Genomic DNA, 22,921 nt, shown 5'->3' with positions numbered 1-22,921 from the left:
GCGCGGTGCATGGCGCCCGGGCGCCCCGGGAGCCGACCGGTGAGCGGGTAGCATGGCCGCGATCGAGTGGAGGGCCCGCCGTGGTGGTTCGGCAGCAGTTCCGCAGCCCCGTGGGCGTCTCGCCGGCCTCGCCGTGGTCGAGCTTCGCCCGGGCCCGCGACCTCGTCGACGACTTCGCCGGCCGCTCGCCGTCGCGCTTCGCGATCATGATCTTCTCGGGCCTGATCCTCGTCTTCACCCTGCTCTTCTCGCTGCCGGTGTCGAGCACGACCGGCACCGTCACTCCGCTGCACGACGCCTTCTTCACCGCGATGTCGGTGATCTGCGTCACCGGCCTCGCCACGGTCGACATGGCGACGCACTGGTCCGCGTTCGGGCACTCGATCGTCTTCATCGGCGTGAACATCGGCGCCCTCGGCGTGCTGACGCTCGCCTCGATCATGGGCCTGGCGATCTCGCGCCGACTGGGGCTCCGCGCGAAGCTGATGGCCGCGAGCGACTCGAACCCGCTCCGCATCCACTCCGGCCCCGTGGCCGAGGGCCAGGCCGTGCGTCTCGGCGAGATCGGCGGCCTGCTCGCGACGGTCGCCATCAGCGCCGCGGTGATCGAGATCGTGGTCGCCCTGCTCCTCTTCCCGCGGATGCTGATCGACGGGATCCCGATCGGCGAGGCGATCTGGCACTCCTTCTACTACTCCGCGATGGCGTTCACGAACACCGGCTTCGCGCCGAACGCCGCCGGCCTCACGCCGTTCGAGGACGACTACTGGTTCCTCGGGATCCTGATGATCGGCGTCTTCCTCGGCTCCATCGGCTTCCCGGTGATCTACGCCTTCTCGCGCGGCTGGCGGCGCCCGCGCAAGTGGTCGGTGCACGTCAAGCTCACGCTGGTCACCTCGCTGATCCTGCTCGTCGCGGGCGCGGTGCTCTACATCGTGCTCGAGTTCGACAATCCGACGACCTTCGGCACCCTCGACGCCGGCGACACCGTCTTCCAGTCCTTCTTCCTCTCGACGATGACGCGCTCGGGCGGCTTCTCGACCATCTCGATCCCGGACCTCAACGGCTCCAGCCTGCTCGTCACCGACATGCTGATGTTCATCGGCGGCGGCTCGGCCTCGACGGCCGGCGGCATCAAGGTGACGACGCTCGCGATCCTCTTCCTCGCGGCGTTCGCCGAGGCGCGCGGCAACAACGACATGGAGGCGTTCGGCCGCCGGATCCCCAACGACGTGCTGCGCCTCGCGGTCTCCGTCGTGCTCTGGGGAGCCACCACCGTCGCCGTCTCGTCGGTCCTGATCCTGCACATCACCAAGGCGCCGCTCGACCACGTCCTCTTCGACGTGATCTCGGCGTTCGCGACCTCCGGCCTGTCGACCGGGCTCACCGCCGAGCTGCCGACCTCCGGCGTCTACGTGCTGGCGCTGACGATGTTCATGGGCCGCGTTGGTACCGTGACTCTCGCTGCCGCGCTCGCCGCGAGCCAGCGCAGGCAGTTGTTCAGACGACCGGAAGAGAGGCCCATCGTTGGTTGACCGCATCAGGTACGACGCCCCGGTGCTGGTGATCGGCCTCGGTCGCTTCGGCGCTGCGACGGCCGGCCAGCTCGACCGGCTCGACCGCGAGGTGCTCGCGATCGACGCGGACGCCGGGCTCGTGCAGAAGTGGTCGGAGCGGGTCACCCACGCGGTCCAGGCCGACGCCCGCTCGCTCGACGCCCTCGCCCAGATCGGCGCGCAGGACTTCCAGGTCGCCGTCGTCGCCGTCGGCTCCTCGATCGAGGCGTCGGTGCTGATCACAGCGAACCTCGTCGACCTCAAGATCCCGCAGATCTGGGCCAAGGCGATCTCGCGCTCGCACGGCAAGATCCTCGAGCGGATCGGCGCGAACCACGTGATCTACCCGGAGGCCGAGGCGGGCGAGCGCGTCGCGCACCTGGTCTCGGGCCGGATGCTCGACTTCATCGAGTTCGACGACGACTTCGTGCTCGCCAAGATGTACCCGCCGAAGCCGATCCGCGGCCTGACCCTCACCGAGTCGGGCGTGCGCCGCAAGCACCGCGTCACCGTCGTCGGCGTGAAGAGCCCGGGCAAGCCCTTCACCTACGCGACCGAGCAGACCGTCGTCTCCAACCACGACCTCATCGTCGTCAGCGGCACCCCCACCGACATCGAGCGCTTCGCGGCCCTCGGCTCCTGACCCCCCTCCACGAGATGCCACTTGGGTACGGCCCGCACGGCGTGTCGCGTACTGAAGTGGCATCTCGCGGAGGGGCGGGGGGCGTCAGGAGGCGGCGAGCTCGCGGGCGCGGGCCAGGGCCGCGTCCGTCGCGCGGGTGAAGAGGGCGGCGAGGTCCGCCTCCTGCAGCACGGCGATCGCGCGCTCGGTCGTGCCGTTCGGGCTGGTGACCCGGCGGCGCAGCTCGGCCGGCTCCTCGCCGGAGTGCACCAGCAGCTCGGCGGCACCCCGGAAGGTGCCGGTGACCATCGTCGCCGCCTGCTCGGGCGTGAAGCCCTTGGCGAGCGCCGCGGCGGTCAGCTCCTCGACCAGGAGGAAGACGTAGGCCGGCCCCGATCCCGAGATCGTCGACAGCGCGTCGAGCTGCGACTCCGGCACCTCCACCACCTCGCCGACGGTCTCGAACAGCCGGCGGACCAGCGCCAGGTCGTCCTCGCTCGAGCGAGTGCCGGCGCTCAGACCGGTGACCGCGCGGCCCACGACGGCCGGGGTGTTCGGCATCGAGCGGAGCACGGACACCGACGCGGGCAGGTGCGCCTCGAACGTCGCGACCGTCACCCCCGCCGCGACGCTGACCACGATCGTCCCGGGGGCGAGCGCGACGGCGATCTCGTCGAGCAGCGCGGGCACCATGTGCGGCTTCACGGCCACCAGCACCACGGCGGCGCCCTCGACCGCGCGGCGGTTCGCCTCCGGCTCGTCGGCGGTCGCGAACGCGGTCACCACCGGGTGGCCGCTCCAGCGCGCCGCCTTCTCCGCGTCGCGGTTGGTCACGCGGACACCGCCCTGCACCTCCACGCCGGGGGCGAGCAGTCCGCTGAGGATCGCGCCCCCCATCGAGCCGAGCCCGAGGACGGCGATGGACGGGAGCTGCACGGGTGCGTCGGTCATCCGCCCATCGTACGAAGGCGATCTCCGCGCAAGGGGCACGACTCGGTCGACGGCGGGAGCCTGCTGCCCGGCGCCCGCCTCCTAGGATGGGCCGACCACCCCCGAGCACCAGCACCCCGACGAGTCACCCCGAGGAGACCCCGTGAGCGCATCCGGAGGCGGTTCCGCCATCATCGCGGCGCTCGCCGCGAACCTCGGCATCGCGCTGACCAAGCTCGTCGCCTGGTTCTTCTCGGGCTCGGCCTCGATGCTGGCCGAGGGCGTGCACTCGCTCGCCGACTCCGGCAACCAGCTGCTGCTGCTGCTCGGCGGCCGCAAGTCGCGCAAGGCCGCCGACGAGGAGCACCCGTTCGGCTACGGCCGCGAGCGCTACGTCTACGCCTTCGTCGTCGCGATCATCCTCTTCTCCGTCGGCGGCGTCTTCTCGATCTACGAGGGCGTCGAGAAGATCGCCGAGCCGCACGAGCTCGATAACGCCTGGCTGCCGATCCTGGTCCTCGTGGTCTCGATCTGCCTCGAGGGCTACTCGCTGCGCACCGGGGTCAAGGAGTCGAACAAGGTCCGCGGGCAGCAGTCCTGGCTGCAGTTCATCCGCCGGGCGAAGGCGCCGGAGCTGCCGGTCGTGCTGCTCGAGGACGTCGCCGCGCTCACCGGCCTCGTCTTCGCGCTGCTGGGCGTCGGCCTCTCGGTGATCACCGGGAACACCGTCTTCGACGCGATCGGCACCATCATGATCGGCACGCTGCTGGTCGTCGTCGCGATCGTCCTCGGCGTCGAGACCAAGAGCCTGCTGGTCGGCGAGGGCGCGACCCCGGCCGACACCGCGGCGATCCGCGCGGCCATCGAGGCCGGTCCGGACGTCGAGCGCGTCATCCACATGAAGACCCTCTACCTCGGTCCGGACGAGATCCTCGTCGCCGCCAAGCTCGCCTTCCCCGCCGCCGAGACGATGGCCGAGCTGGCCGCGGGGATCGACGCGACGGAGAAGCGCATCCGCGACGCGGTCCCGGCCGCCCGCGTCATCTACCTCGAACCCGACGTCGACCGCGGGGCGCAGCCGCCCTCGGCCGAGCCGACCGCCGCCGCCGGGAGCGCCGGCTGATGCGCCGGGTCCTCGCGATCGTCAACGAGCGCGGCGCCGGACTCGGCGCCCTCGAGCCGATGCTGCGCGACCGGGGCTTCGACGTGGACGCGGTCGCCGGCACCGACCTCGACTCCGTCGACATCCTCGCGCCCGACCTCGTCGTCACCCTCGGCTCGAGCGCCGGCGTCTACGAGACCGCGCGGCACCCCTTCATCTCGCCCGAGATCGCCCTGCTGCAGGACCGGCTGCACCACCGCCGACCGACTCTCGGCGTCTGCTTCGGCGCGCAGCTGATCGCCGCCGCGCTCGGCGAGGAGGTCCGCCCCGGCCCGACCCGCGAGGTCGGCTTCCGCGGCATCGTCGCGACCGAGGCGGGGCTCCGCTCGCCGCTGCGCCACCTCGCCGAGGTCCCGGTGATGCAGTGGCACAGCGACACCTTCGACCTGCCGGCGGGGACGACCCTGCTCGTCTCCTCCCCGGCCTACGCCGTCGAGGCCTTCGCGATCGACGGGTGGCTGCTCGGAGTGCAGTTCCATCCCGAGCTCACCGGCGAGCTGGCCGCGCGCTGGCTCGAGGGCGACGCCGAGTACGCCGCGGGAGCGGGCTACGGGCACGAGCAGCTCGACGACGATGTGCGCGAGGGCCGCTTCGAGCGGATGCGGACGGCGACGGAGGCGGCGCTCGGCGAATGGGTCGGCGCACAGGGCTGAGTCGCGTGCTCCGGAGTCTCGCGCTCCGGGCCGCTCAGCGCTTCGCCGCGAAGAAGTCGAGCAGCAGCCGCGCACCCTCGTCGGCGCGCAGCCCCGGGTACACCTCGACCACGTGGTGCAGCCGTCGGTCGCGGAGCAGATCGTGCACCGAGCCGGCCGCCCCCGCCTTCTCGTCCCACGCCCCGAAGACGACGCGCTCGAGCCGGGAGGCGAGGATCGCCCCCGCGCACATCGCGCACGGCTCGAGGGTGACCACGAGGGTGCAGCCCGCGAGCTGCCAGTCTCCGCGGGTCGCAGCGGCCTCCCGCAGTGCGACGACCTCGGCGTGCGCCGTCGGATCCGTGCGCAGTTCGCGCTCGTTGCGGCCGCGCCCGATCACCGCGCCGTCGGAGTCGACGACCACCGCACCGACCGGCACGTCGCCCCATCCGGCGGCCCGGCGGGCCTCGTCGAGCGCGAGCCTCATCCAGGCGTCCGCCTCGGGAGGGAGGGGGAGGTCGCTCTCGCGCATCGCGCCCCCTCGTCCGGCTCCGGCCGGCTCCGACCGGCAAGTAGATTGAGCTTATGCGCGTCCACGTAGCCGACCACCCGCTGATCACGCACAAGCTCACCGTGCTGCGCGACAAGCGCACCCCCTCCCCCACCTTCCGGCAGCTCGCCGAGGAGCTGATGACCCTGCTCGCCTACGAGGCGACCCGTGGCGTCCGCACCCGCACCGTCACCATCGAGACGCCGGTCACCACGACCACCGGTCTCGCGCTGAGCGACCCGCAGCCGCTGGTCGTGCCGATCCTGCGCGCGGGCCTCGGGATGCTGGAGGGCATGGTCAAGCTCATCCCCACCGCCGAGGTGGGCTTCCTGGGCATGGCACGCAACGAGGAGACCCTCGAGCCGACCACCTACGCCGAGCGCCTGCCCGACGACCTGTCCAACCGCCAGTGCTTCGTGCTCGACCCGATGCTCGCGACCGGCGGCTCGCTGATCGCCGCCATCCAGTTCCTCTTCGACCGCGGCGCCGAGGACGTCACGGCGGTCTGCCTGCTCGCCGCGCCCGAGGGCCTCGCGGCCGTGGAGAAGGCCTTTGTCGGCAAGGACGTGACGATCGTCCTCGGCTCGCTCGACGAGAAGCTCAACGAGCTCGGCTACATCGTCCCCGGCCTCGGCGACGCGGGCGACCGCCTCTACGGGCTCGCCGGCTGATGCCGTTCCGGGCGCCCGCCGCGGCGCCCGGAGCGCGCCAGTGTGCGCGGATCTGTTGACGGGGTCCGCCACCATCCGCTTTACTTTCGACCATGACTGACAACGCGCACGCCCTGACCTCCCTTGAGGCCATCGGGGATGCCGGCATGATGATGGCCGGCGGCCTCGTCCTGCGCTGTCGAATGTGCGCCTGAGGAATCACCCTCGCCGGTTCTCCGCACAGCCTCCGCCCCCGATCGCACTGATCGAGCCGATCCCCTGATCGGCCGGGCGTCGCAGGCGCGGTGAACCCCTGGATGCCCCGCATCCGCCCCTGCCGGCCCGCACCTCGTGCACCGGCTCTCGCGCGCACACCCGGATCCGCTCCCCGGACACTCGTCCCGGATCCGACCAGCCCAAGGATTCGTCATGTCCCTCCTCCACGCCCGTCCCGTCTCCACTCCCGCCGCCGCCGACGCCGACGCCCCCCGCCTCCAGGCCGCCCCCGAGGCGGCACCCGCCGCTCCCCGCCTCCGCGCCGTGCCCCAGGGCACCGAGGCCCGCGGCTTCGCCCTCTACGTCGGCATCGACGAGGCCAAGGCCCGCGCCGCCGGCATCGACCTCGGCCGCCTGGTCGAGGAGCTCAAGCGCGTCACCGCCGAGTTCGCTCCCGACGCCGAGACCTACGCCTCCGTCGCCCTCGCCCCGCAGGGCGCCGGCGGCCGCGACGTCGACGTCGTCCGCCTCGCCCTCCAGGACCCGGCCGCCGTCGCCCGCCGCCGCTCCGAGACCGAGCCCGACCTCGACCGCGCCCCCGGCGGCGTCGTCATCGACATCTCGCGCAAGCGCGTCATCCTCGACGACGAGACCACCGCCCTCACCTACAAGGAGTTCGAGCTGCTGCAGTACCTCGTCCTCCGAGAGGGCCGCACCATCGAGCGCGCCGAGCTGATCTCCTCGCTCTGGGGAGCCGCCGACGACGACGCCCCCAACGAGCGCACCATCGACGTCCACGTCCGCCGCCTCCGCGCCAAGCTCGGCCGCTACGAGGACATCGTCCGCACCGTCCGCGGCGTCGGCTACCGCTTCGACCGCCATGCCGACGTCGCCATCCGCTACGCCTCCACCCCTAGCCCCGACCTGTTTTGAAGTGCTGCGCGAGCGCGAGCGCTCGCTCCGCCGCGGTCGGCTCCGCGGGTGGTCGCGTCTCATAGAGCGTCCTACCCACGGCTCGTGAGAAACGCTGGCACGCGTTTCTCACCGAACGCCTCGTAGAGGGCGGCTGGTCGTTCGGCCCGAGTCGGACGAGGGGTCGGCGGCACCACATGCTGGTCGAGTAGCCGCGGCACGCGGCGTATCGAGACCCACGCCTCTGCGGTGGGGGGATCTCGATACGCCCGCGGAGCGGGCTACTCGATCAGCATGAATAGGACAGCGGCGCTTCGCGCGTCTGCAAGCGGCAGCGCTCCGCATGCCGGCGGGTCCCGCGCTCGGTTGACGGAGGCCGCGCGATCATGCTGGTCGAGTAGGCGCGGGACGCGGCGTATCGAGACCCCGCCTCCGGGACGACGCGGGGTCACAGCGAAAGCTCAGGAAATCGGTCCTTGCGGCGTTATCGATCCGTTATATAGTTCAAGTGCGTCGACCGTTTGCTGTGGCGGGAAGCGCAAGAAGTGATTGCAGGACACTCTTGGTGCAAGGGAATGAAGGCCGGCCGCTCGCCTCAGCGGCCGGCCTTCTGTCGTTCCCGGACTGAGCACCGCCTCCGCGCGACACCCTCCGACCGGCCCCGCGCCCCGGGCGCCGGACGACCGTCGAGACGCCGTATCCTGAACGGAACACAAGGAGGATGCGTGAGCTCGAGACGTGCGGTCGCCGCGTGGGAGTCGCTGTTCCGAGCGCAGGTGCACGTGATGCGGGCGCTGAGCACCGACTTCCCGTCGAAGGAGATCTCGCTCAACGAGTACGACGTCCTCTTCAACCTCACGCTCCAGCCCGAGCGCCGGGCCCGGCTCCGGGACCTGAACAAGCACGTCCTCCTGACGCAGCCGAGCGTCAGCCGCCTGATCGACCGCCTGGTCGCCCGCGGCTGCGTGACCAAGAGCGAGGACCCGACCGACGCCCGCGGCACGGTCATCCAGATCACCGACGAGGGCTACGCGCTCTTCCGGCGGGTGGCGATGACGCACATGCAGACGATCTCGGACCACGTGGGAGCGGCGCTCGACGACGACGAGCTGGACCAGCTGACCGCCCTCTGCGACAAGCTGCGCGAGCGCGTCGCCTCGGCCTGAGCGCCCCCGCCCTCCGCTAGCACGCCCCGCCGCCACGCGGCCAGCACTTCGCGCGGGCGCCGGACTCGCGGATCATGGAGGCACCATGAGCAGCTCCTCCCCCACCCTCGTCTGGCTCCGCGACGACCTGCGTCTCGCCGACAATCCGGCACTCCGGGCCGCGATCGACCGCGGCGGCCCCGTCGCCGTCTGCTACGTGCTCGACGAGGAGTCCGACGGCATCCGACCGCTCGGCGGCGCGGCGCGCTGGTGGCTGCACGGCAGCCTGCTCGCGCTCGCGGGCGACCTCGAGGAGGCCGGTGCGTCCCTGATCCTGCGCCGCGGGCCGGCCGAGGCCGTCGTCCTGCAGCTGGCCGAGGAGCTCGGCGCCGGCGCTGTGCACTGGAACCGCCGCTACGGCAAGGCGGAGCGGACCGTCGACGCCGCGATCAAGGAGGCGCTGCGCGACCGGGACGTCGAGGCGGAGAGCCACCAGGGCTCGCTGCTCTTCGAGCCATGGACCGTGCAGACCGGCGGCGGCACCCCCTACTCCGTCTACACGCCGTTCGCGCGCGCCTGTCGCAACCGGGACACCCCGCGCGCACCGCTGCCGCGACCGCGCGAGATCGACGGGATCGCCACCGAGGCGGCCTCCGACGTCCTCGACGACTGGCAGCTGCTGCCGACCAGCCCCGACTGGGCCGGCGGGCTCCGCGAGCGCTGGGTGCCGGGCGAGAAGGCGGCGGCGAAGCGGCTGCGCGCGTTCCTCGCCGAGCAGCTCGACGACTACGCCGACGACCGGAACCTGCCGGCGCGCGACGCCACCTCGAACCTGTCGCCGCACCTGCGCTGGGGCGAGATCAGCCCGTTCCAGGTCTGGCACGCCCTGGAGGAGGCGCATGCGAAGGGGCAGCACCGCGGTGAGGGCAGCGACCGCTTCCTCGCCGAGGTGCTCTGGCGCGAGTTCTGCTACCACCTGCTCTTCCACTGGCCCGACCTCGCGACCGCCAACTTCGACTCCCGCTTCGACTCCTTCCCCTGGGGCCACCCCGGCGAGAACAGGATCGACGCCTGGCACCAGGGCCGCACCGGCTTCCCGCTCGTCGACGCGGGGATGCGCGAGCTGTGGAAGACCGGCTACATGCACAACCGGGTCCGGATGGTCACCGCCTCGTTCCTGATCAAGAACCTGCTGGTCGACTGGCGGGTGGGCGAGGACTGGTTCTGGGACACCCTCGTGGACGCGGACCCGGCGAGCAACGCCGCCAACTGGCAGTGGGTCGCGGGGTCCGGCGCCGACGCGTCACCGTTCTTCCGCGTCTTCAACCCGGTGACGCAGTCGAAGAAGTTCGACCCCGAGGGCGGCTATCTGCGCGAGTACGTGCCGGAGCTGGCCGAGCTCGACCGCACCGTGATCCACGAGCCGTGGACGCTCGGCGACACGCTGACGCCGGAGGCGGACGGCTACCCCGCGCCGATCCTCGACCTCAAGGAGACGCGGGCGCACGCCCTGGACGCGTTCGCGGTGATCAAGAGCGCGAAGCGCGACATCTCGCGCCCCGACGACGACGACTGACGACGCCGCACCCCGCCGCTAGATGTACATGGCGGGGTCGATCCAGAAGGCCGGATCCGCCAGCGCGTCCTCGGCCCGGCCCAGCGCGCGCAGGTCGCGGGCGGGGATCCCGACCAGCACGGCGTGGTCCGGGGCGTCCTTCACCACGACCGCGTTCGCGCCGACGCTCACGTCCGAGCCGAGCACGATCGGCCCGAGGATCACGGCCCCCGCGCCGACGACCACGCGGTCGCCGAGCGTCGGGTGGCGCCGCTCGCGCTTCGCCGACTTCCCGCCGAGCGTGACCGAGTGGTAGAGCATGCAGTCGTCGCCGATCCGCGCCGTCTCGCCGATCACCACGCCCATGCCGTGGTCGATGAAGAGCCGGCGGCCGATCGTCGCGCCGGGGTGGATCTCCACCCCGGTCGCGGCACGGGCCGCCTGCGCGAGCAGCCGCGCAGGCAGGCGTGCGCCGCGCCGCCACCACCGGTGCGCGAGGCGGTGCACCCAGACCGCGTGCAGCCCGGGGTAGGCGAGCACCACCTCCGCCGCGCTGCGGGCCGCGGGGTCGCGCAGGCGCGCGGCCGCCACGTCCTCGCGGAGGCGTGCGAGGGCGGTGGGACGTCCGGCCGCCCCGCGGCGGAGTCCGGCGGCGCTCAGCTGCGGAGGTCCTCGTAGAGGACGGTCGAGATGTACCGCTCGCCGAAGTCGCAGACGATGGCGACGATGGTCTTCCCCGTGTTCTCGGGGCGCTTCGCGACCTCGAGCGCCGCCCACATGATCGAGCCGGAGGAGATGCCGCCGAGGATGCCCTCCTGCGCGGCCATCTCGCGTGCCACGCGCACCGAGTCGTCGAGGGTGACGTCGATGATCTCGTCGTAGACGTCGCGATCGAGGTTGGCGGGCACGAAGTTCGCGCCGATCCCCTGGATCTTGTGCGGACCGGCCGTGCCCTGCGTGAGGAGCGGCGAGTCGATCGGCTCGACGCCGATGATCTGCACGCCGGGCTTGCGCTCCTTGAGGACCTGGCCGACGCCGGTGATGGTGCCGCCCGTGCCGATGCCGGCGACGAAGACGTCGACCTCGCCGTCGGTGTCCGCCCAGATCTCCTCGGCGGTGGTGCGGCGGTGCACCTCGGGGTTGGCGGCGTTCTCGAACTGGCGGGCGAGCACGGCGCCGGGCGTCTCGGCGACGATCGCCTGCGCCCGCTCGACCGCGCCGCGCATGCCCTCGGAGCCGGGGGTCAGCACGATCTCGGCGCCGTAGGCGCGCAGCAGGACCCGGCGCTCGGTCGACATCGTCTCGGGCATCGTCAGGATCACCTTGTAGCCGCGGGCAGCGCCGACCATGGCCAGCGCGATGCCGGTGTTGCCGCTCGTGCCCTCGACGATGGTGCCGCCGGGCGGCAGCTCCCCCGACGCCTCGGCGGCGTCGACGATCGCGACGCCGATGCGGTCCTTCACGCTGTTCGCGGGGTTGTAGAACTCGAGCTTGGCCAGGACGACGGCACTGTCCGCTCCGTCGAGGCGGTTGATGCGGACGAGCGGGGTCCTGCCGACGAGCTGCGTCACGTCGTCGTGGATGCGTGCCATGGTGTGTGCTTTCTGCCGGGGCCGACCGCCCCGGGGCCCCGGGACGACTGGTGGTGCGGTGATGCCGACGCTCCCCTCGCGGGGACGCACCCTCCACGATACGGAAGCGGCGTGCCCGGAGGCGTCTTCCGTCGGTCATGCGCGCCGGATTCCCACCTCCGCCCGGCCGTCCCCGTCGGGGTCGCGGACGGCTCGTCACAGGTGCATCTCGTCCTCTCGGAGGACCCCCTCCTCCCGGGCGCGTCGCGTACCATGACCGAGGGGGATCGCACGACCGGCGCGACGACCCGCCACCCTGCATTCGCGCGGCATCACCGCGCCGGAAGGACCTCCCGCTCCATGGCTCTCCCCACCGCATCCCGCAGCTCCGCTCGACCGCTGGGGATGTCGTTGCGGGCAGTGCTGGGCTTCATCGGGATGAGCGCCGTGGCGGGGGTCCTGATCACCGTCGGCGTCACTCCGGCGCTCGCGCTGACGGGCCTCGCGACGAGCAACACGATCGGGATGTTCCAGAACCTGCCCGGCTACCTCGACGCCGGCCAGCTGATGCAGCGGACCAACATCTACGCGGGCGACGGCACGACGCTCCTCGCCTCCGTCTACAACCAGAACCGCGTCGAGGTCGGCTGGGACGAGGTCGCCCAGACCGCGAAGGACGCCGCGGTCGCCGGTGAGGACCCGCGCTTCTACGAGCACGGCGGCATCGACCTGCAGGGCACGCTCCGCGCGCTCGCGGTCACGCTGACCGGCGACGACCTGCAGGGCGGCTCCTCCATCACGCAGCAGTACGTCAAGAACGTGCTCGTGCAGAAGGCCGAGTCGATCACCGACGAGGCCGAGCGCGACGCCGCCTACAAGCTCGCGACCGACCCGACGCCCGAGCGCAAGCTCAAGGAGATGCGCCTCGCGATCGGCCTCGAGAAGGAGACGTCGAAGGACGACATCCTGCTCGGCTACCTCAACATCGCGCTCTTCGGCGGCACGGTCTACGGCATCGAGGCCGCGGCCAACTACTACTACGGCATCCCCGCCAGCCAGCTCTCGACCTCGCAGGCCGCGTCGCTGCTGGCGATCGTCAACAACCCGTCGAAGTTCCGCTTCGACGACCCGACGGACGAGGCCAACGGCGCCGCGAACGGGTACGCCGCGACCAAGGAGCGCCGCGACTACATCCTCACCGAGGAGCTGAAGTACTCGAAGATCAGCCAGGAGGTCTACGACGCGGCGATCGCCGAGCCGATCACGCCGAACATCACGGAGCCCTCCACCGGCTGCGCCACCGCCGGCGACGCGGCGTACTTCTGCGAGTACGTGCTCAACGTCCTGCGCAACGACGAGGCGTTCGGCGCCGACGACGACGAGCGCTACCAGCGGATCCGCCAGGGCGGCTTCGACATCGTCACCACCCTCGACCTCGACATCCAGCAGGTCTCGCAGGCCGCGATCAACGCCTACATCCCGTCCTACGACTCCCGCTTCCAGGTCGGTGCCACCGCCGCCTCGATCCAGGCCGGCACCGGCCGCGTGCTGTCGATGGTGCAGAACACGAAGTACAGCCAGGACGAGGAGTTCCTCGCCGCGAACCCCGGCTTCAGCGCGATCAACCTCAACGTCGACGTCGCGATGGGCGGCACCGCCGGCGTGCAGACCGGTTCGACCTACAAGGTCTTCACCCTCGCGCAGTGGCTGCAGGCGGGGCACACGCTGAACGAGTCCTTCCCCTCGCCGACCTCGGGGTTCCGCGCTTATCCGCAGAAGTGCAACGTCGCGAACGACGGGCTGTTCACCGAGCGATTCGCTCCGCGGAACGACGTCGCCTCCGAGGACGCCTCGTCGATGACCGCCGTCCAGGCCACGGCGAACTCGATCAACACCGGCTTCATGGGCATGGCCAACCAGCTCGACCTCTGCGACATCCGCACGACAGCAGAGTCCTTCGGGATCCACCGCGCCAACGGCAACGAACTGGAGAACGGAGCCGCGTCGGTCCTCGGCACGAACGAGATCGCTCCGCTGACCGTGGCCAACGCCTACGCCGGCATCGCCAACGACGGGTCGACCTGCGCCGCGATCGTCATCGACCGGATCACGGACAGCACCGGTGCGGCCGTCGCGCCGCCCACCTCGTCCTGCACGCAGTCCGTCACCCCCGAGGTGGCGCGGGGCATGCAGTACGCGATGCAGCGCGTCATCACCTCCGGTACCGCCACCGCCTCGGATCCGCGCGACGGCATCGAGCACATCGGCAAGACGGGCACGACCGACGAGGCGGCGGACGTCTGGACCGCCGGCGCCAGCCGTGCCGCGTCGCTCGCCGTCTGGGTCGGCAGCATCAAGGGCTTCGACGACGGATCCAAGCAGAACCTCCGCACGACCAGGCTCACCGGCGAGAAGGGCACGATCAGGGCCGCGGACGCGCGCCACGCGATCTGGAAGCCGATCATGACGGCGCTCGATCAGAAGTACGGCGGCGACGACTTCATCGACCCGCCCGCCTCGATGCTCGCGTCCTCGCCGCGGTCTGCGACGCTGACCGAGGTGCCGGACGTGACCGGGCTCACGGTCGCCGCGGCCACCGCCACGCTCACCGCCGCCGGCTTCTCCGTCGGCGTCACCGAGCCCGTCGACTCCGCGAGGATCCCGGAGGGGTCCGTCGTCTCGACGACTCCCAGCGCGGACGAGACCGTCCTGCGGGGAGCCGTCATCCCCCTGCAGGTGAGCACCGGCAAGGCGCCGAAGAACCCCAGCGACATCTCCGACGTCAACGGCACCCTGCTCACCACCGCCTCCGAATGACGGCACCGGTCAGCCGCATCTGACGGCGGGCACCCCGCCTGCCGCCTCTCGCGCCGGGAACGACGTCCTCGCGGCCGGCGCGGGCATGCGGTCGTCCATCGAGCCGGTGTCAGCGGCCGACCCCCGTGGTCGGGCGTGTTCCGCGCCGCGCAGGAGGAGTCCGGGCGCGCCTGGGCGGGGATGTCGGGAGCGTCGCCTAGGGTGCTGGTGCACCGAGAGGATCCATCCTGAAGCGTCCGAACGTCCCCGTCTTCCAGCCCCGTCGCACCGTCCACGGGGCTCTCGGCGCGCTGTTCGGATTCGTGATCGTCAGCGTGCTGGCCGGGCTGCTCGCGACCGTCGTCGTGGCGCCGGCCTTCGCGCTCACCGGGGCCGCCACCTCGAGCACGATCTCGGCGTTCCAGTCGCTGCCGAGCTACCTCGAGGTCGGCGAGCTGATGCAGAAGACGGACGTCTACGCGGGCGACCCCGACGACCCGACGCTCCTCGCCTCCTTCTACGACCAGAACCGCATCGAGGTCACCGCCGACCAGATCGCGGCGCCGGTCTTCGACGCCCTGGTCTCGAGCGAGGACCCGCGCTACTACGAGCACGGCGGCATCGACCTGCAGGGCACCCTGCGCGCCGTGGCCAGCACCTACCTCCTCGACGCGGCGCCGCAGGGCGGCTCCTCGATCACGCAGCAGTACGTCAAGAACGTCCTCGTGCAGAAGGCCGAGTCGATCAGCGACGAGAGCGAGCGGGAGGCGGCCTACACCGAGGCGACCGCGACGACGCCCGAGCGCAAGCTCAAGGAGATGCGGCTCGCGATCGGGGTGGAGAAGGAGTACTCGAAGGACGAGATCCTCCTCGGCTACCTCAACATCGCGCTCTTCGGCGGCACCGTCTACGGCATCGAGGCCGCGGCCGAGTACTACTACGGCGTCCACGCCGCCGACCTCTCGGTCGGGCAGTCCGCCGCGCTGCTGGCGATCGTCAACAACCCGGAGAAGTTCCGCTTCGACCGCCCGGACGATCCCGACAACGGCGAGGCGAACGGCTACGCGCTGACCACGAGCCGGCGCGACTACATCCTCGACCGGATGCTCGAGTACGGGAAGATCGACGCCGCGACCCGTGACGCCGCGCAGGCGGCGCCGATCGAGCCTGTCATCACTCCCCCGTCGACCGGCTGCCAGACCGCGGGCAGCGCCGCGTACTTCTGCGACTACGTCTCGCACGTGCTGCGCGACGACCCCGCCCTCGGCGACACCGCCGACGAGCGCTACGCGGCGCTCAAGCGCGGCGGGCTCAAGGTCTACACCACGATCGACCTCGGGCTGCAGGAGACCGCGCAGGCGCTGATGGACGCGCAGATCCCCGCCTCGGACCCGCGCTTCGACGTCGGCGCGACCGCCGTCGCGGTGCAGACGGGGACGGGGAAGGTGCTGACGATGGTGCAGAACAAGCGCTACAGCCAGGACCCGGACGTCATCGCGAGCGGGCCGGAGTACTCGGCGATCAACCTGAACGTCGACGCGGACATGGGCGGTGGCAACGGCTTCCAGCCCGGTTCCGGCTACAAGGTCTTCACCCTCGCGGAGTGGCTGAGGTCCGGGCACACGCTGCTCGAGCAGTTCGACTCGAAGCGGAAGAACTGGACCGGCTTCACGGACAGCTGCGAGGGGAGGCAGGACTACGCCTCCTACAACCCGAAGAACGCCGGCGACGGCGGCTATTCCGACACGCAGACCGCGCTGAACTCGACGATCTGGTCCTTGAACACGGGCTACACCGGCATGTCGCACCTGCTCGACCTCTGCAGGATCCGCACGACCGCCGAGTCGTTCGGCATCCACCGGGCGGACGGCGGTGAGCTGAGCCAGTCGGCCGCGTCGGTCATCGGCACGAACGAGGTCGCGCCGATGACGATGGCCGTCGCCTACGCGGCGATCGCGGACGACGGGACGCGCTGCACCCCCGTCGTGATCACCGAGATCACCGGTCCGGACGGCGTCTCGATCCCGCCGAGCGAGTCGGAGTGCACGCGGGCGGTCTCGTCGTCGGTCGCCCGGGCGATGCAGTACGCGATGCTCAGGGTGACCGCGGAGGGCACCGGCACGCAGGCCGACCCGAAGGACGGCGTCCAGCACATCACCAAGACCGGGACCTCGGACAACTCCGCCGACACCTGGGCGCTCGGCGCCTCGAGCTCCGTCTCGCTCGCCGTCTGGGTGGGCAGCATCAAGGCGCAGGACAGCGGCTCGCGGGTGAACCTGGAGTCGATCGACTTCGCGAGCGGCTGGGCGCCGAGCGCGCGCCACCGGATCTGGAAGCCGCTGATGACCGAGATCGACTCGCTCTACGGCGGGTCGGACTTCGCCGCCGCCGATCCGGCGATGATCGCAGCGCCGCAAGTCGTCGTGCCCGATCTCTCGGGCCGCAGCAGCGACAGCGCGACCCGGACGCTCACCGACGCCGGCTTCACGGTCGGGTCGATCACGCAGGTGGACTCGACCCAGCCGCAGGGGGCGGTGGCCGGCACCGTTCCCGCGGCCGGCACGACGGTCGACAAGGGCTCCCTCGTCGGCGTCACCCTCAGCACCGGCACTCCGCCCCCGGACGCCTCGCTCCCGCCCGCCTCGCCCGCGCCCGCCGCCGCGCCGCCCACCGGCTGAGACCCACCGGCCGCCACCACCTCGACGAGGAGCGGACCCGCGACACGCCGTCGCGACGGAGGGAACCGTTCCGCCCGATCGGACATCTCTGAGCATGACCGCTTCCTCACCGCCTCGAGAAGCCGGAGTGTCGTGGGCGACCGCGCTCTCGGGTGACCCCGACGACTTCGGCCGCCTCTACGACGCCTTCCGGCAGCGCGTGTTCTGGCACGCGCTCCGCCACACCCGCGCCCTGCACGACGCCGAGGACGTGACGGCGCTCGTCTTCCTGGAGGCCTGGCGCCGCCGGGCGTCCGTCCGGCTCGTCGACGGGTCGCCGCTCCCCTGGCTGCTCGCCACGACGAACAACGTCGCCCGGAACGCCGGACGGTCGGCACGCCGGCACCGGCTGGCTCTCGGGCGCCTGCCCGAGCCGGAGCACCAGGACGACTTCTCCGGCGACTCCGACCGGCGGATCGACGACGAGCCGCGACGCGAGGCGATCCGCCTGGCGTTCGGAGCTCTCGGCCTCCGCGACCAGGACGTGCTGTCGCTGTGCGTCATCGCCGAGATGCCCGTCGCCGACGCCGCCGCGGTGCTCGGCGTCCCCGAGGGAACGGTCAAGTCCCGGCTCTCCCGGGCCAAGGGGAAGCTCGCAGGGCTGATCTCCGATCTCACCGCCGACGCAGCCACCGATGGAGGTGCACGATGAACGACAAGCCCGTGATCGATCCGGAGCGCGACCGCGCCTTCCGTCGCATGATCGTCGAGAACGCCCGTGCCGACCGGGCTCGGCGGCCGCTGCGCCACCGCGCCTCCTTCCTCGTCGGCCTCGTGACGGCGGCCGTGCTGCTCTCCGGCGGCGGGGTGGCGGTCGCCCTGACCGGCGCGTTCGACCCTCCGGAGCCGGCGCCCGTCGAGACGGCGACGCCGGAGCCCGTCCCGACACCGACACCGACCGCGACGCCCACGGCCACCGCCACCGCCGCGCCCGTTCCGGCGCCGACCCCCGTGCCGACGGAGACCGCGGCGACCGCCGACCTGTCCGCCTGGATGATCGGGTTCGACGGCATCGGGCCGATCGCGTTCGGCGGGAGCAGCGAGTCCGCCTCCGCCGCCCTCGACACGACCGCTCTCGTGCCGTACGACTTCGGGATCGAGGAGTGCCGCTCCGATCGGCGGGGTTCCGCGGAGAACCCCCAGGCCTGGATCATGGCGGTCTCCGACGAGCCGGGCAGGGTCACCCTCCTGAACGTCTTCGGCTACGGGGTCGACGCGACGCGGGCAGCCGCCGCGTTCCCGCGCACGGCGGAGGGGATCGGGATCGGCTCGACCGAGCAGGAGCTCCTGGCGGCCTACCCGGGGATCACCCCGGCGGATCCGGTCGCCGGTGACGACCTCTACGCGCTGAGCGACGGCTCCGGGCGGACCCTCTGGTTCCGGATCGCCGCCGACCAGGGGACCGTGGTGGACATCACGCTGAACGAGCAGCCGGTGCTGACGATCGGCGGCTGCGGGGCGTGAGGCCGGTGGCGGTGCGGCTCGAGGTCGGAGCCGCACCGCCGCCGGGGCGCCGGAGCGGCGTCCCGGCGGCGGTGCGGCTCTCAGTGGTGGAAGCGGTGCACGACCGCGTGGCCCCTGCCGCGGCCGATCAGCCAGCGGTTGACCGGGGTGGTGACCACGAAGGCCAGGGCGAGCGAGCCGGCGAGGGAGCCCCAGAAGAGGCCGGTCGCGAGTCCCGCGTCCATCGCGCCGGGGATCGCCAGCATCGCCGTGTTGTCGATGACCTCCATCATGGCGATCGAGACGGTGTCGGCCGCGAGGGCGATGCCGACGGCGGCGCGCCAGGAGACCCCCGCGCGGAGCACGCCGCGCATCGTCAGGGCGTAGCCGAAGGCGAAGGCGAGCACGATGGAGAGCAGGACGGTGCCGAGGTTGTGCAGCCCGAGCGCGGTGCCGAGCACCATGCCGAGGACCTCGCCGATGGCGCAGCCGGTGAGGCAGTGCAGAGTCGCCGTGGCGGCGGTCCGCCAGGACGTTGCGGCGGAGGCGGAGTGGCTGCTGTGGTCGTGCGCGGCGTCGGTCATCGGTGCTCCCTCGGTGTCGGTCACCGTGGTTCAACATACCCCCGGGGGGTATATTCCCGAGGCGGGCGATTCCCTGCGACCGAGGGGGTCAGAGCTGGACGGCGGCGGCCGGCAGGAGGCCGAACTCGACCAGCTCGGCGTCGGTGAGGAGGCGGCTGCGGATCATGAAGCGCTTGCCCTCGGGCGCCTCGACGCTGAAGCCGCTCCCCCGCCCGTCGACCAGGTCGACGGTGAGGTGGGTGTGCTTCCAGTACTCGAACTGGGTTCGCGACATGTAGAACTCGATCGGCTCGAGGCCGTCGACGTGCAGCGTCTCGACGAGCACGTCGGACGCCCCCGTGCGGAACATCCCGACCGGGAAGCACATCGGCGAGCTGCCGTCGCAGCAGCCGCCGGACTGGTGGAACATCAGCGGGCCGTGCAGCTCGCTCATCCTCCGCAGCATGCCGGCTGCCGTCTCGGTCACGTCGACGCGCGTGCTGTCCATGGGCGGTGTCCTCTCGGGTGTGTGTGTGTCTGCGGGTGGGTCTCGATACGCCCGCTGCGCGGGCTACTCGACCAGCATGTCCGCGTGGAGTGCGAGGCGGAGCGAGGGGTGCGTGCTGCCGCAACTGCGGGAGGACGTGGGTCTCGATACGCCCGCTCCGCGGGCTACTCGACCAGCATGTCCGGCAAGGGAGAGCGCGGAGCGCGAATCCGCGTGCCAGCGGATTCGCGTAGCGCGACGCTCCCCGCTCCACTCAGCGCAACCACCTCGGTCAGCCGACCGCGGCGGTGATGACGAGCGGAGCGAGGAATCGCCGCAGGAGAGCACGGCGCGTGCCAGCGGATTCGCGTAGCGCGACGCTCCCCGCTCCACTCAGCGCGACCACCTCGGAAAGCCGACCGCGGCGGTGATGACGAGCGGAGCGAGGAATCGCCGCACAGCGGCTCAAAAAAAGCCCATCGGCCCTTCCGCGTAGCTGACGAGGAGGTTCTTCGTCTGCTGGTAGTGGTCGAGCATCATCTTGTGGTTCTCGCGGCCGATGCCGGACTGCTTGTAGCCGCCGAACGCTGCGTGCGCCGGGTACTGGTGGTAGGTGTTCGACCAGACGCGGCCGGCCTCGATGGCGCGGCCGGCGCGGTAGAGCTGGGCGCCGTTGCGGCTCCAGACTCCGGCACCGAGGCCGTAGAGGGTGTCGTTGGCGATGGCGATGCCGTCGTCGAAGTCCTCGAACGAGGTGAGGGCGAGGACGGGGCCGAAGATCTCCTCCTGGAAGATGCGCATGGAGTTGCGCCCTTCGAACACCGTCGGGTTGACGTAGTAGCCGCCGCTGAGCTCGCCGCCCAGGTCGGCGCGGTCGCCGCCGATGAGCAGCTTCGCGCCCTCCTGCTTGCCGATGTCCATGTAGGAGAGGATCTTCTCCAGCTGGTCGTTGGAGGCCTGGGCGCCGATCATCGTCGAGACGTCGAGCGGGTTGCCCTGCTTGATCCGGCCGACGCGCTCGAGTCCGTCGCCGACGAAGTCGTCGTAGATGGACTTCTGCACGAGAGCGCGGGAGGGGCAGGTGCAGACCTCGCCCTGGTTGAGGGCGAAGAACGAGAAGCCCTCGAGCGCCTTCTCGTAGAAGGAGTCGCGCTCGGCGGCCACGTCGGCGAAGAACACGTTGGGGCTCTTGCCGCCGAGCTCGAGCGTGACCGGGATGAGGTTCTCGCTCGCGTACTGCATGATCAGGCGGCCGGTGGTCGTCTCGCCGGTGAAGGCGATCTTGCGGATCCGCGGGTGCGAGGCGAGCGGGGCGCCGGCCTCGATGCCGAAGCCGTTGACGATGTTGAGCACGCCGGCGGGCAGCAGGTCGTGGATCAGGTCCATCAGGACGTGGATCGAGGCGGGGGTCTGCTCGGCCGGCTTGAGGACGATGCAGTTGCCGGCGGCGAGCGCGGGGGCGAGCTTCCAGACCGCCATCAGGATGGGGAAGTTCCAGGGGATGATCTGGCCGACCACGCCGAGCGGCTCGTGGAAGTGGTACGCGATGGTGTCGTGGTCGATCTCGGAGACGCCGCCCTCCTGGGCGCGCAGGGCGCCGGCGAAGTAGCGGAAGTGGTCGATCGCGAGGGGGATGTCGGCGGCGAGGGTCTCGCGCACCGGCTTGCCGTTCTCCCAGGTCTCGGCGACCGCGAGCAGCTCGAGGTTCGCCTCCATCCGGTCGGCGATGCGCAGCAGCACGTTGGAGCGCTCGGCGGGGCTGGTCTTGCCCCAGCTCGGGAACGCCTTCCAGCCGGCCTCGACCGCGCGGTCGATGTCCTCGGCGGTGCCGCGGGCGATCTCGCAGAACGGCTTGCCGGTGATCGGGGTGATGTTCTCGAAGTACTGGCCCTTCGCGGGGGCGACGTACTCGCCTCCGATGAAGTGGTCGTAGCGCGAGCGGAACGAGGCGACGGATCCCTCCGTGCCCGGGTTGGCGTAGACCGTGGACTCCGGTTCCTTCGGTGCCTGGTCGGCTACCGGGTCGGCGTACAGCGTCATGTGGACCTCCATCGACGTCGTTGTCGGGTGAGTGCGGGGTGTCGCGCTCGATCCGACCGTACGTCGCGGGAGGTTGCACGCCGTTGCACGGCCGCGCGGCGCCGGAGGCGGCGGCCGGGTGCGGGTCAGCGCTGCTCGGCCTCGAGCTCCTCGAGGTGCGCGACGATGCCGGCGCGGCGGGGCGAGCGGCGCGGCAGGATCCGCAGCAGCTCGGCCCAGACCTCCGCGTCGTCGTGGCCGTCCGGCCCGTGCGCGTAGGCGAGCAGCGTCTCGGCGGCGGCGCTGGTGAGCACCGTGGCGCGCACCCGGGCGCGCAGCTCGTCGGCGATCGCGCGGACACCCGGGGCCTCGGAGCCGGGCAGCGGGGCGCCCGCATAGGCGTCGAGGGCGAGCCGGTGCGCGCCGCGGTCGAGCAGGCCGACCACCTGGCGCGCGTCGAGGTCGACCGGGCTGGCGAGGCGGTACGGGCGCGAGAGCGGCACCAGCCGCGGGAGGCGCGGCTCGAGGATCCGGCGCAGGCGCACCATCTCGGCGCGCACGGTGACCACCGCGTCCTCCCGCCCGTAGAGCAGCTGGGCGAGCGCCTCGGCGGACAGTCCCGCGCGGTGCCAGGCGAGGAGGGTGAGGATCTCGGCGTGCCGGGTGGAGAGCTCGAGCTCGACGCCGTCGGCGGTGACGACGCCGGTCTCGCGGCCGAGGACGCGCAGGCTCGGCGCGCGGGCCGCCGCGGGCCGGGGTGGCGAGCGGCGGGGCTGCGCGCGGCGGGGGCGCTGCAGCCGCTGCACCATCAGCTGGCTCTCGACGGCCGCCGCGGTCGCCTCCATCAGCGGGAGAGTCTGCGGGGCGACGACCTCGGCGCCGCCGGTGATGTCGATCACGCCGAGGATCTCGTGGGTCTCGGGGTCGTGGATCGGCACCGCCGTGCAGCTCCACGGGTGGACGAGCGAGGCGAAGTGCTCGGCGCCGTGGATCTGCACGCCGTGGTCGAGGACGAGGGCGGTGCCGGGGGCGGAGGTGCCGACGTCGGGCTCGGCCCAGGCGGCGCCCTCGACGAAGAGCATCCGCTCGGCGGAGCTCTTCAGCGCCTGGTCGCCGTCGATCCAGAGCAGCCGCCCCAGCGCGTCGCCGACCGCGACGAGCACGCCGCTGTCCTCGTCGGCGTCGCGGACCAGGAGGCGCCGGATGACGGGCAGCACCGAGGCGAGCGGGTGGCCCATCCGGTAGTCGCGCAGCTCGTCGCTCGAGAAGGACAGCGGCGCGGTGAGGCGCTCGGGATCGAGGCGGTGGCGGCGCGCCCGCTCCCAGGAGGCCTCGACCAGCGGGCGGCGGCGACCGCTGCCGGGCAGGGCGAGCCAGGGGTTGGTCATCTCATCC

At 71.8% G+C, this 22,921-nt stretch carries 20 protein-coding genes; 12 read left to right on the top strand and 8 right to left on the bottom strand.

Translation table 11 applies throughout. The features are described from left to right. The first annotated feature begins 110 nt into the window (after positions 1–110). Positions 111–1,535, top strand: coding sequence for a TrkH family potassium uptake protein (locus EDF36_RS09720; RefSeq protein ID WP_372487887.1), 1,425 nt, complete (start codon positions 111–113; stop codon positions 1,533–1,535). Continuing rightward, positions 1,528–2,199, top strand: a complete 672-nt coding sequence (locus tag EDF36_RS09715; RefSeq protein WP_123446620.1) for a TrkA family potassium uptake protein — start codon at positions 1,528–1,530, stop codon at positions 2,197–2,199. Before EDF36_RS09720 ends, EDF36_RS09715 begins: the two co-directional genes overlap by 8 nt. Positions 2,200–2,283: 84 nt before the next feature. Here EDF36_RS09715 and proC read toward each other — a convergent pair whose 3' ends face one another. Continuing rightward, positions 2,284–3,129, bottom strand: a complete 846-nt coding sequence (gene proC, locus EDF36_RS09710; protein WP_123732822.1) for a pyrroline-5-carboxylate reductase — start codon at positions 3,127–3,129, stop codon at positions 2,284–2,286. Positions 3,130–3,271: 142 nt separating this feature from the next. Between proC and EDF36_RS09705 the strand changes: the two genes are divergently transcribed. Both EDF36_RS09705 and EDF36_RS09700 read left to right on the top strand, forming a co-directional pair. Continuing rightward, positions 3,272–4,231: a cation diffusion facilitator family transporter gene (locus EDF36_RS09705; protein ID WP_123732821.1), complete on the top strand. Its 960-nt coding sequence runs from the start codon at positions 3,272–3,274 to the stop codon at positions 4,229–4,231. Then, positions 4,231–4,923 (top strand): glutamine amidotransferase-related protein, encoded by a 693-nt coding sequence (locus tag EDF36_RS09700; RefSeq protein WP_123732820.1) that lies wholly within the window; start codon positions 4,231–4,233, stop codon positions 4,921–4,923. The genes EDF36_RS09705 and EDF36_RS09700 overlap by 1 nt, the downstream gene beginning before the upstream one ends. Before the next feature lie 34 nt (positions 4,924–4,957). Here the strand turns inward: EDF36_RS09700 and tadA are convergent, their stop codons facing one another. Then, a complete protein-coding gene (tadA, locus tag EDF36_RS09695; RefSeq protein ID WP_260300650.1) occupies positions 4,958–5,434 on the bottom strand; it encodes a tRNA adenosine(34) deaminase TadA in 477 nt (158 codons plus the stop codon). Between the two features lie 53 nt (positions 5,435–5,487). On the opposite strand from tadA, the gene upp reads away from it, so the two are divergent. From upp to EDF36_RS09675, 4 genes are all read left to right on the top strand, one after another. Further along, a complete protein-coding gene (gene upp / locus EDF36_RS09690; protein ID WP_123446624.1) occupies positions 5,488–6,123 on the top strand; it encodes a uracil phosphoribosyltransferase in 636 nt (211 codons plus the stop codon). A 408-nt stretch (positions 6,124–6,531) separates the two neighbouring features. Further along, positions 6,532–7,251, top strand: coding sequence for a winged helix-turn-helix domain-containing protein (locus EDF36_RS09685; protein WP_123732819.1), 720 nt, complete (start codon positions 6,532–6,534; stop codon positions 7,249–7,251). A 764-nt stretch (positions 7,252–8,015) separates the two neighbouring features. Beyond that, positions 8,016–8,396 carry a MarR family winged helix-turn-helix transcriptional regulator gene (locus EDF36_RS21790; RefSeq protein WP_123736825.1) on the top strand — a complete coding sequence of 127 codons (381 nt, stop codon included), beginning with the start codon at positions 8,016–8,018 and terminating at the stop codon, positions 8,394–8,396. Positions 8,397–8,481: 85 nt separating this feature from the next. Further along, positions 8,482–9,951 (top strand): deoxyribodipyrimidine photo-lyase, encoded by a 1,470-nt coding sequence (locus EDF36_RS09675; RefSeq protein ID WP_123732817.1) that lies wholly within the window; start codon positions 8,482–8,484, stop codon positions 9,949–9,951. A gap of 18 nt (positions 9,952–9,969) precedes the next feature. On the opposite strand, the gene epsC is transcribed toward EDF36_RS09675, so the two are convergent. Next, positions 9,970–10,521, bottom strand: coding sequence for a serine O-acetyltransferase EpsC (gene epsC / locus EDF36_RS09670; protein ID WP_243840012.1), 552 nt, complete (start codon positions 10,519–10,521; stop codon positions 9,970–9,972). Between the two features lie 65 nt (positions 10,522–10,586). Beyond that, positions 10,587–11,522, bottom strand: coding sequence for a cysteine synthase A (cysK, locus tag EDF36_RS09665; protein ID WP_123732816.1), 936 nt, complete (start codon positions 11,520–11,522; stop codon positions 10,587–10,589). 384 nt (positions 11,523–11,906) lie between these two features. On the opposite strand from cysK, the gene EDF36_RS09660 reads away from it, so the two are divergent. The 4 genes from EDF36_RS09660 to EDF36_RS09645 all read left to right on the top strand — a co-directional run bounded on the left by EDF36_RS09660 (position 11,907) and on the right by EDF36_RS09645 (position 18,478). Then, positions 11,907–14,318 (top strand): transglycosylase domain-containing protein, encoded by a 2,412-nt coding sequence (locus EDF36_RS09660; RefSeq protein WP_208645123.1) that lies wholly within the window; start codon positions 11,907–11,909, stop codon positions 14,316–14,318. Positions 14,319–14,620: 302 nt separating this feature from the next. After that, entirely contained in the window at positions 14,621–16,975 is a 2,355-nt protein-coding gene (locus tag EDF36_RS09655; RefSeq protein WP_123732815.1) for a penicillin-binding protein, read from the top strand. A gap of 127 nt (positions 16,976–17,102) precedes the next feature. Beyond that, entirely contained in the window at positions 17,103–17,666 is a 564-nt protein-coding gene (locus tag EDF36_RS09650; RefSeq protein WP_243732833.1) for an RNA polymerase sigma factor, read from the top strand. Next, the gene (locus EDF36_RS09645) at positions 17,663–18,478 is read left to right on the top strand and encodes a hypothetical protein (protein WP_123732814.1); all 816 of its coding nucleotides are present in this window, start codon (positions 17,663–17,665) and stop codon (positions 18,476–18,478) included. Before EDF36_RS09650 ends, EDF36_RS09645 begins: the two co-directional genes overlap by 4 nt. 80 nt (positions 18,479–18,558) lie before the next feature. On the opposite strand, the gene EDF36_RS09640 is transcribed toward EDF36_RS09645, so the two are convergent. From EDF36_RS09640 to EDF36_RS09625, 4 genes are all read right to left on the bottom strand, one after another. Beyond that, a complete protein-coding gene (locus EDF36_RS09640) occupies positions 18,559–19,065 on the bottom strand; it encodes a DUF4396 domain-containing protein (RefSeq protein WP_260300649.1) in 507 nt (168 codons plus the stop codon). 64 nt (positions 19,066–19,129) lie between these two features. Then, positions 19,130–19,528, bottom strand: coding sequence for a DUF779 domain-containing protein (locus EDF36_RS09635; RefSeq protein WP_123732813.1), 399 nt, complete (start codon positions 19,526–19,528; stop codon positions 19,130–19,132). Positions 19,529–19,972: 444 nt separating this feature from the next. Continuing rightward, positions 19,973–21,547, bottom strand: coding sequence for an aldehyde dehydrogenase family protein (locus EDF36_RS09630; protein WP_123447035.1), 1,575 nt, complete (start codon positions 21,545–21,547; stop codon positions 19,973–19,975). A gap of 125 nt (positions 21,548–21,672) precedes the next feature. Further along, on the bottom strand, positions 21,673–22,914 hold the full coding sequence (locus EDF36_RS09625) for a helix-turn-helix domain-containing protein (RefSeq protein ID WP_244250499.1): 1,242 nt from the start codon (positions 22,912–22,914) through the stop codon (positions 21,673–21,675). Positions 22,915–22,921: the final 7 nt, after the last annotated feature.

The sequence above is a fragment of the Rathayibacter sp. PhB152 genome (genome assembly GCF_003751395.1).
Classification (GTDB): domain Bacteria; phylum Actinomycetota; class Actinomycetes; order Actinomycetales; family Microbacteriaceae; genus Rathayibacter; species Rathayibacter festucae.
This window is presented reverse-complemented; position numbering and strand designations above follow the sequence as displayed.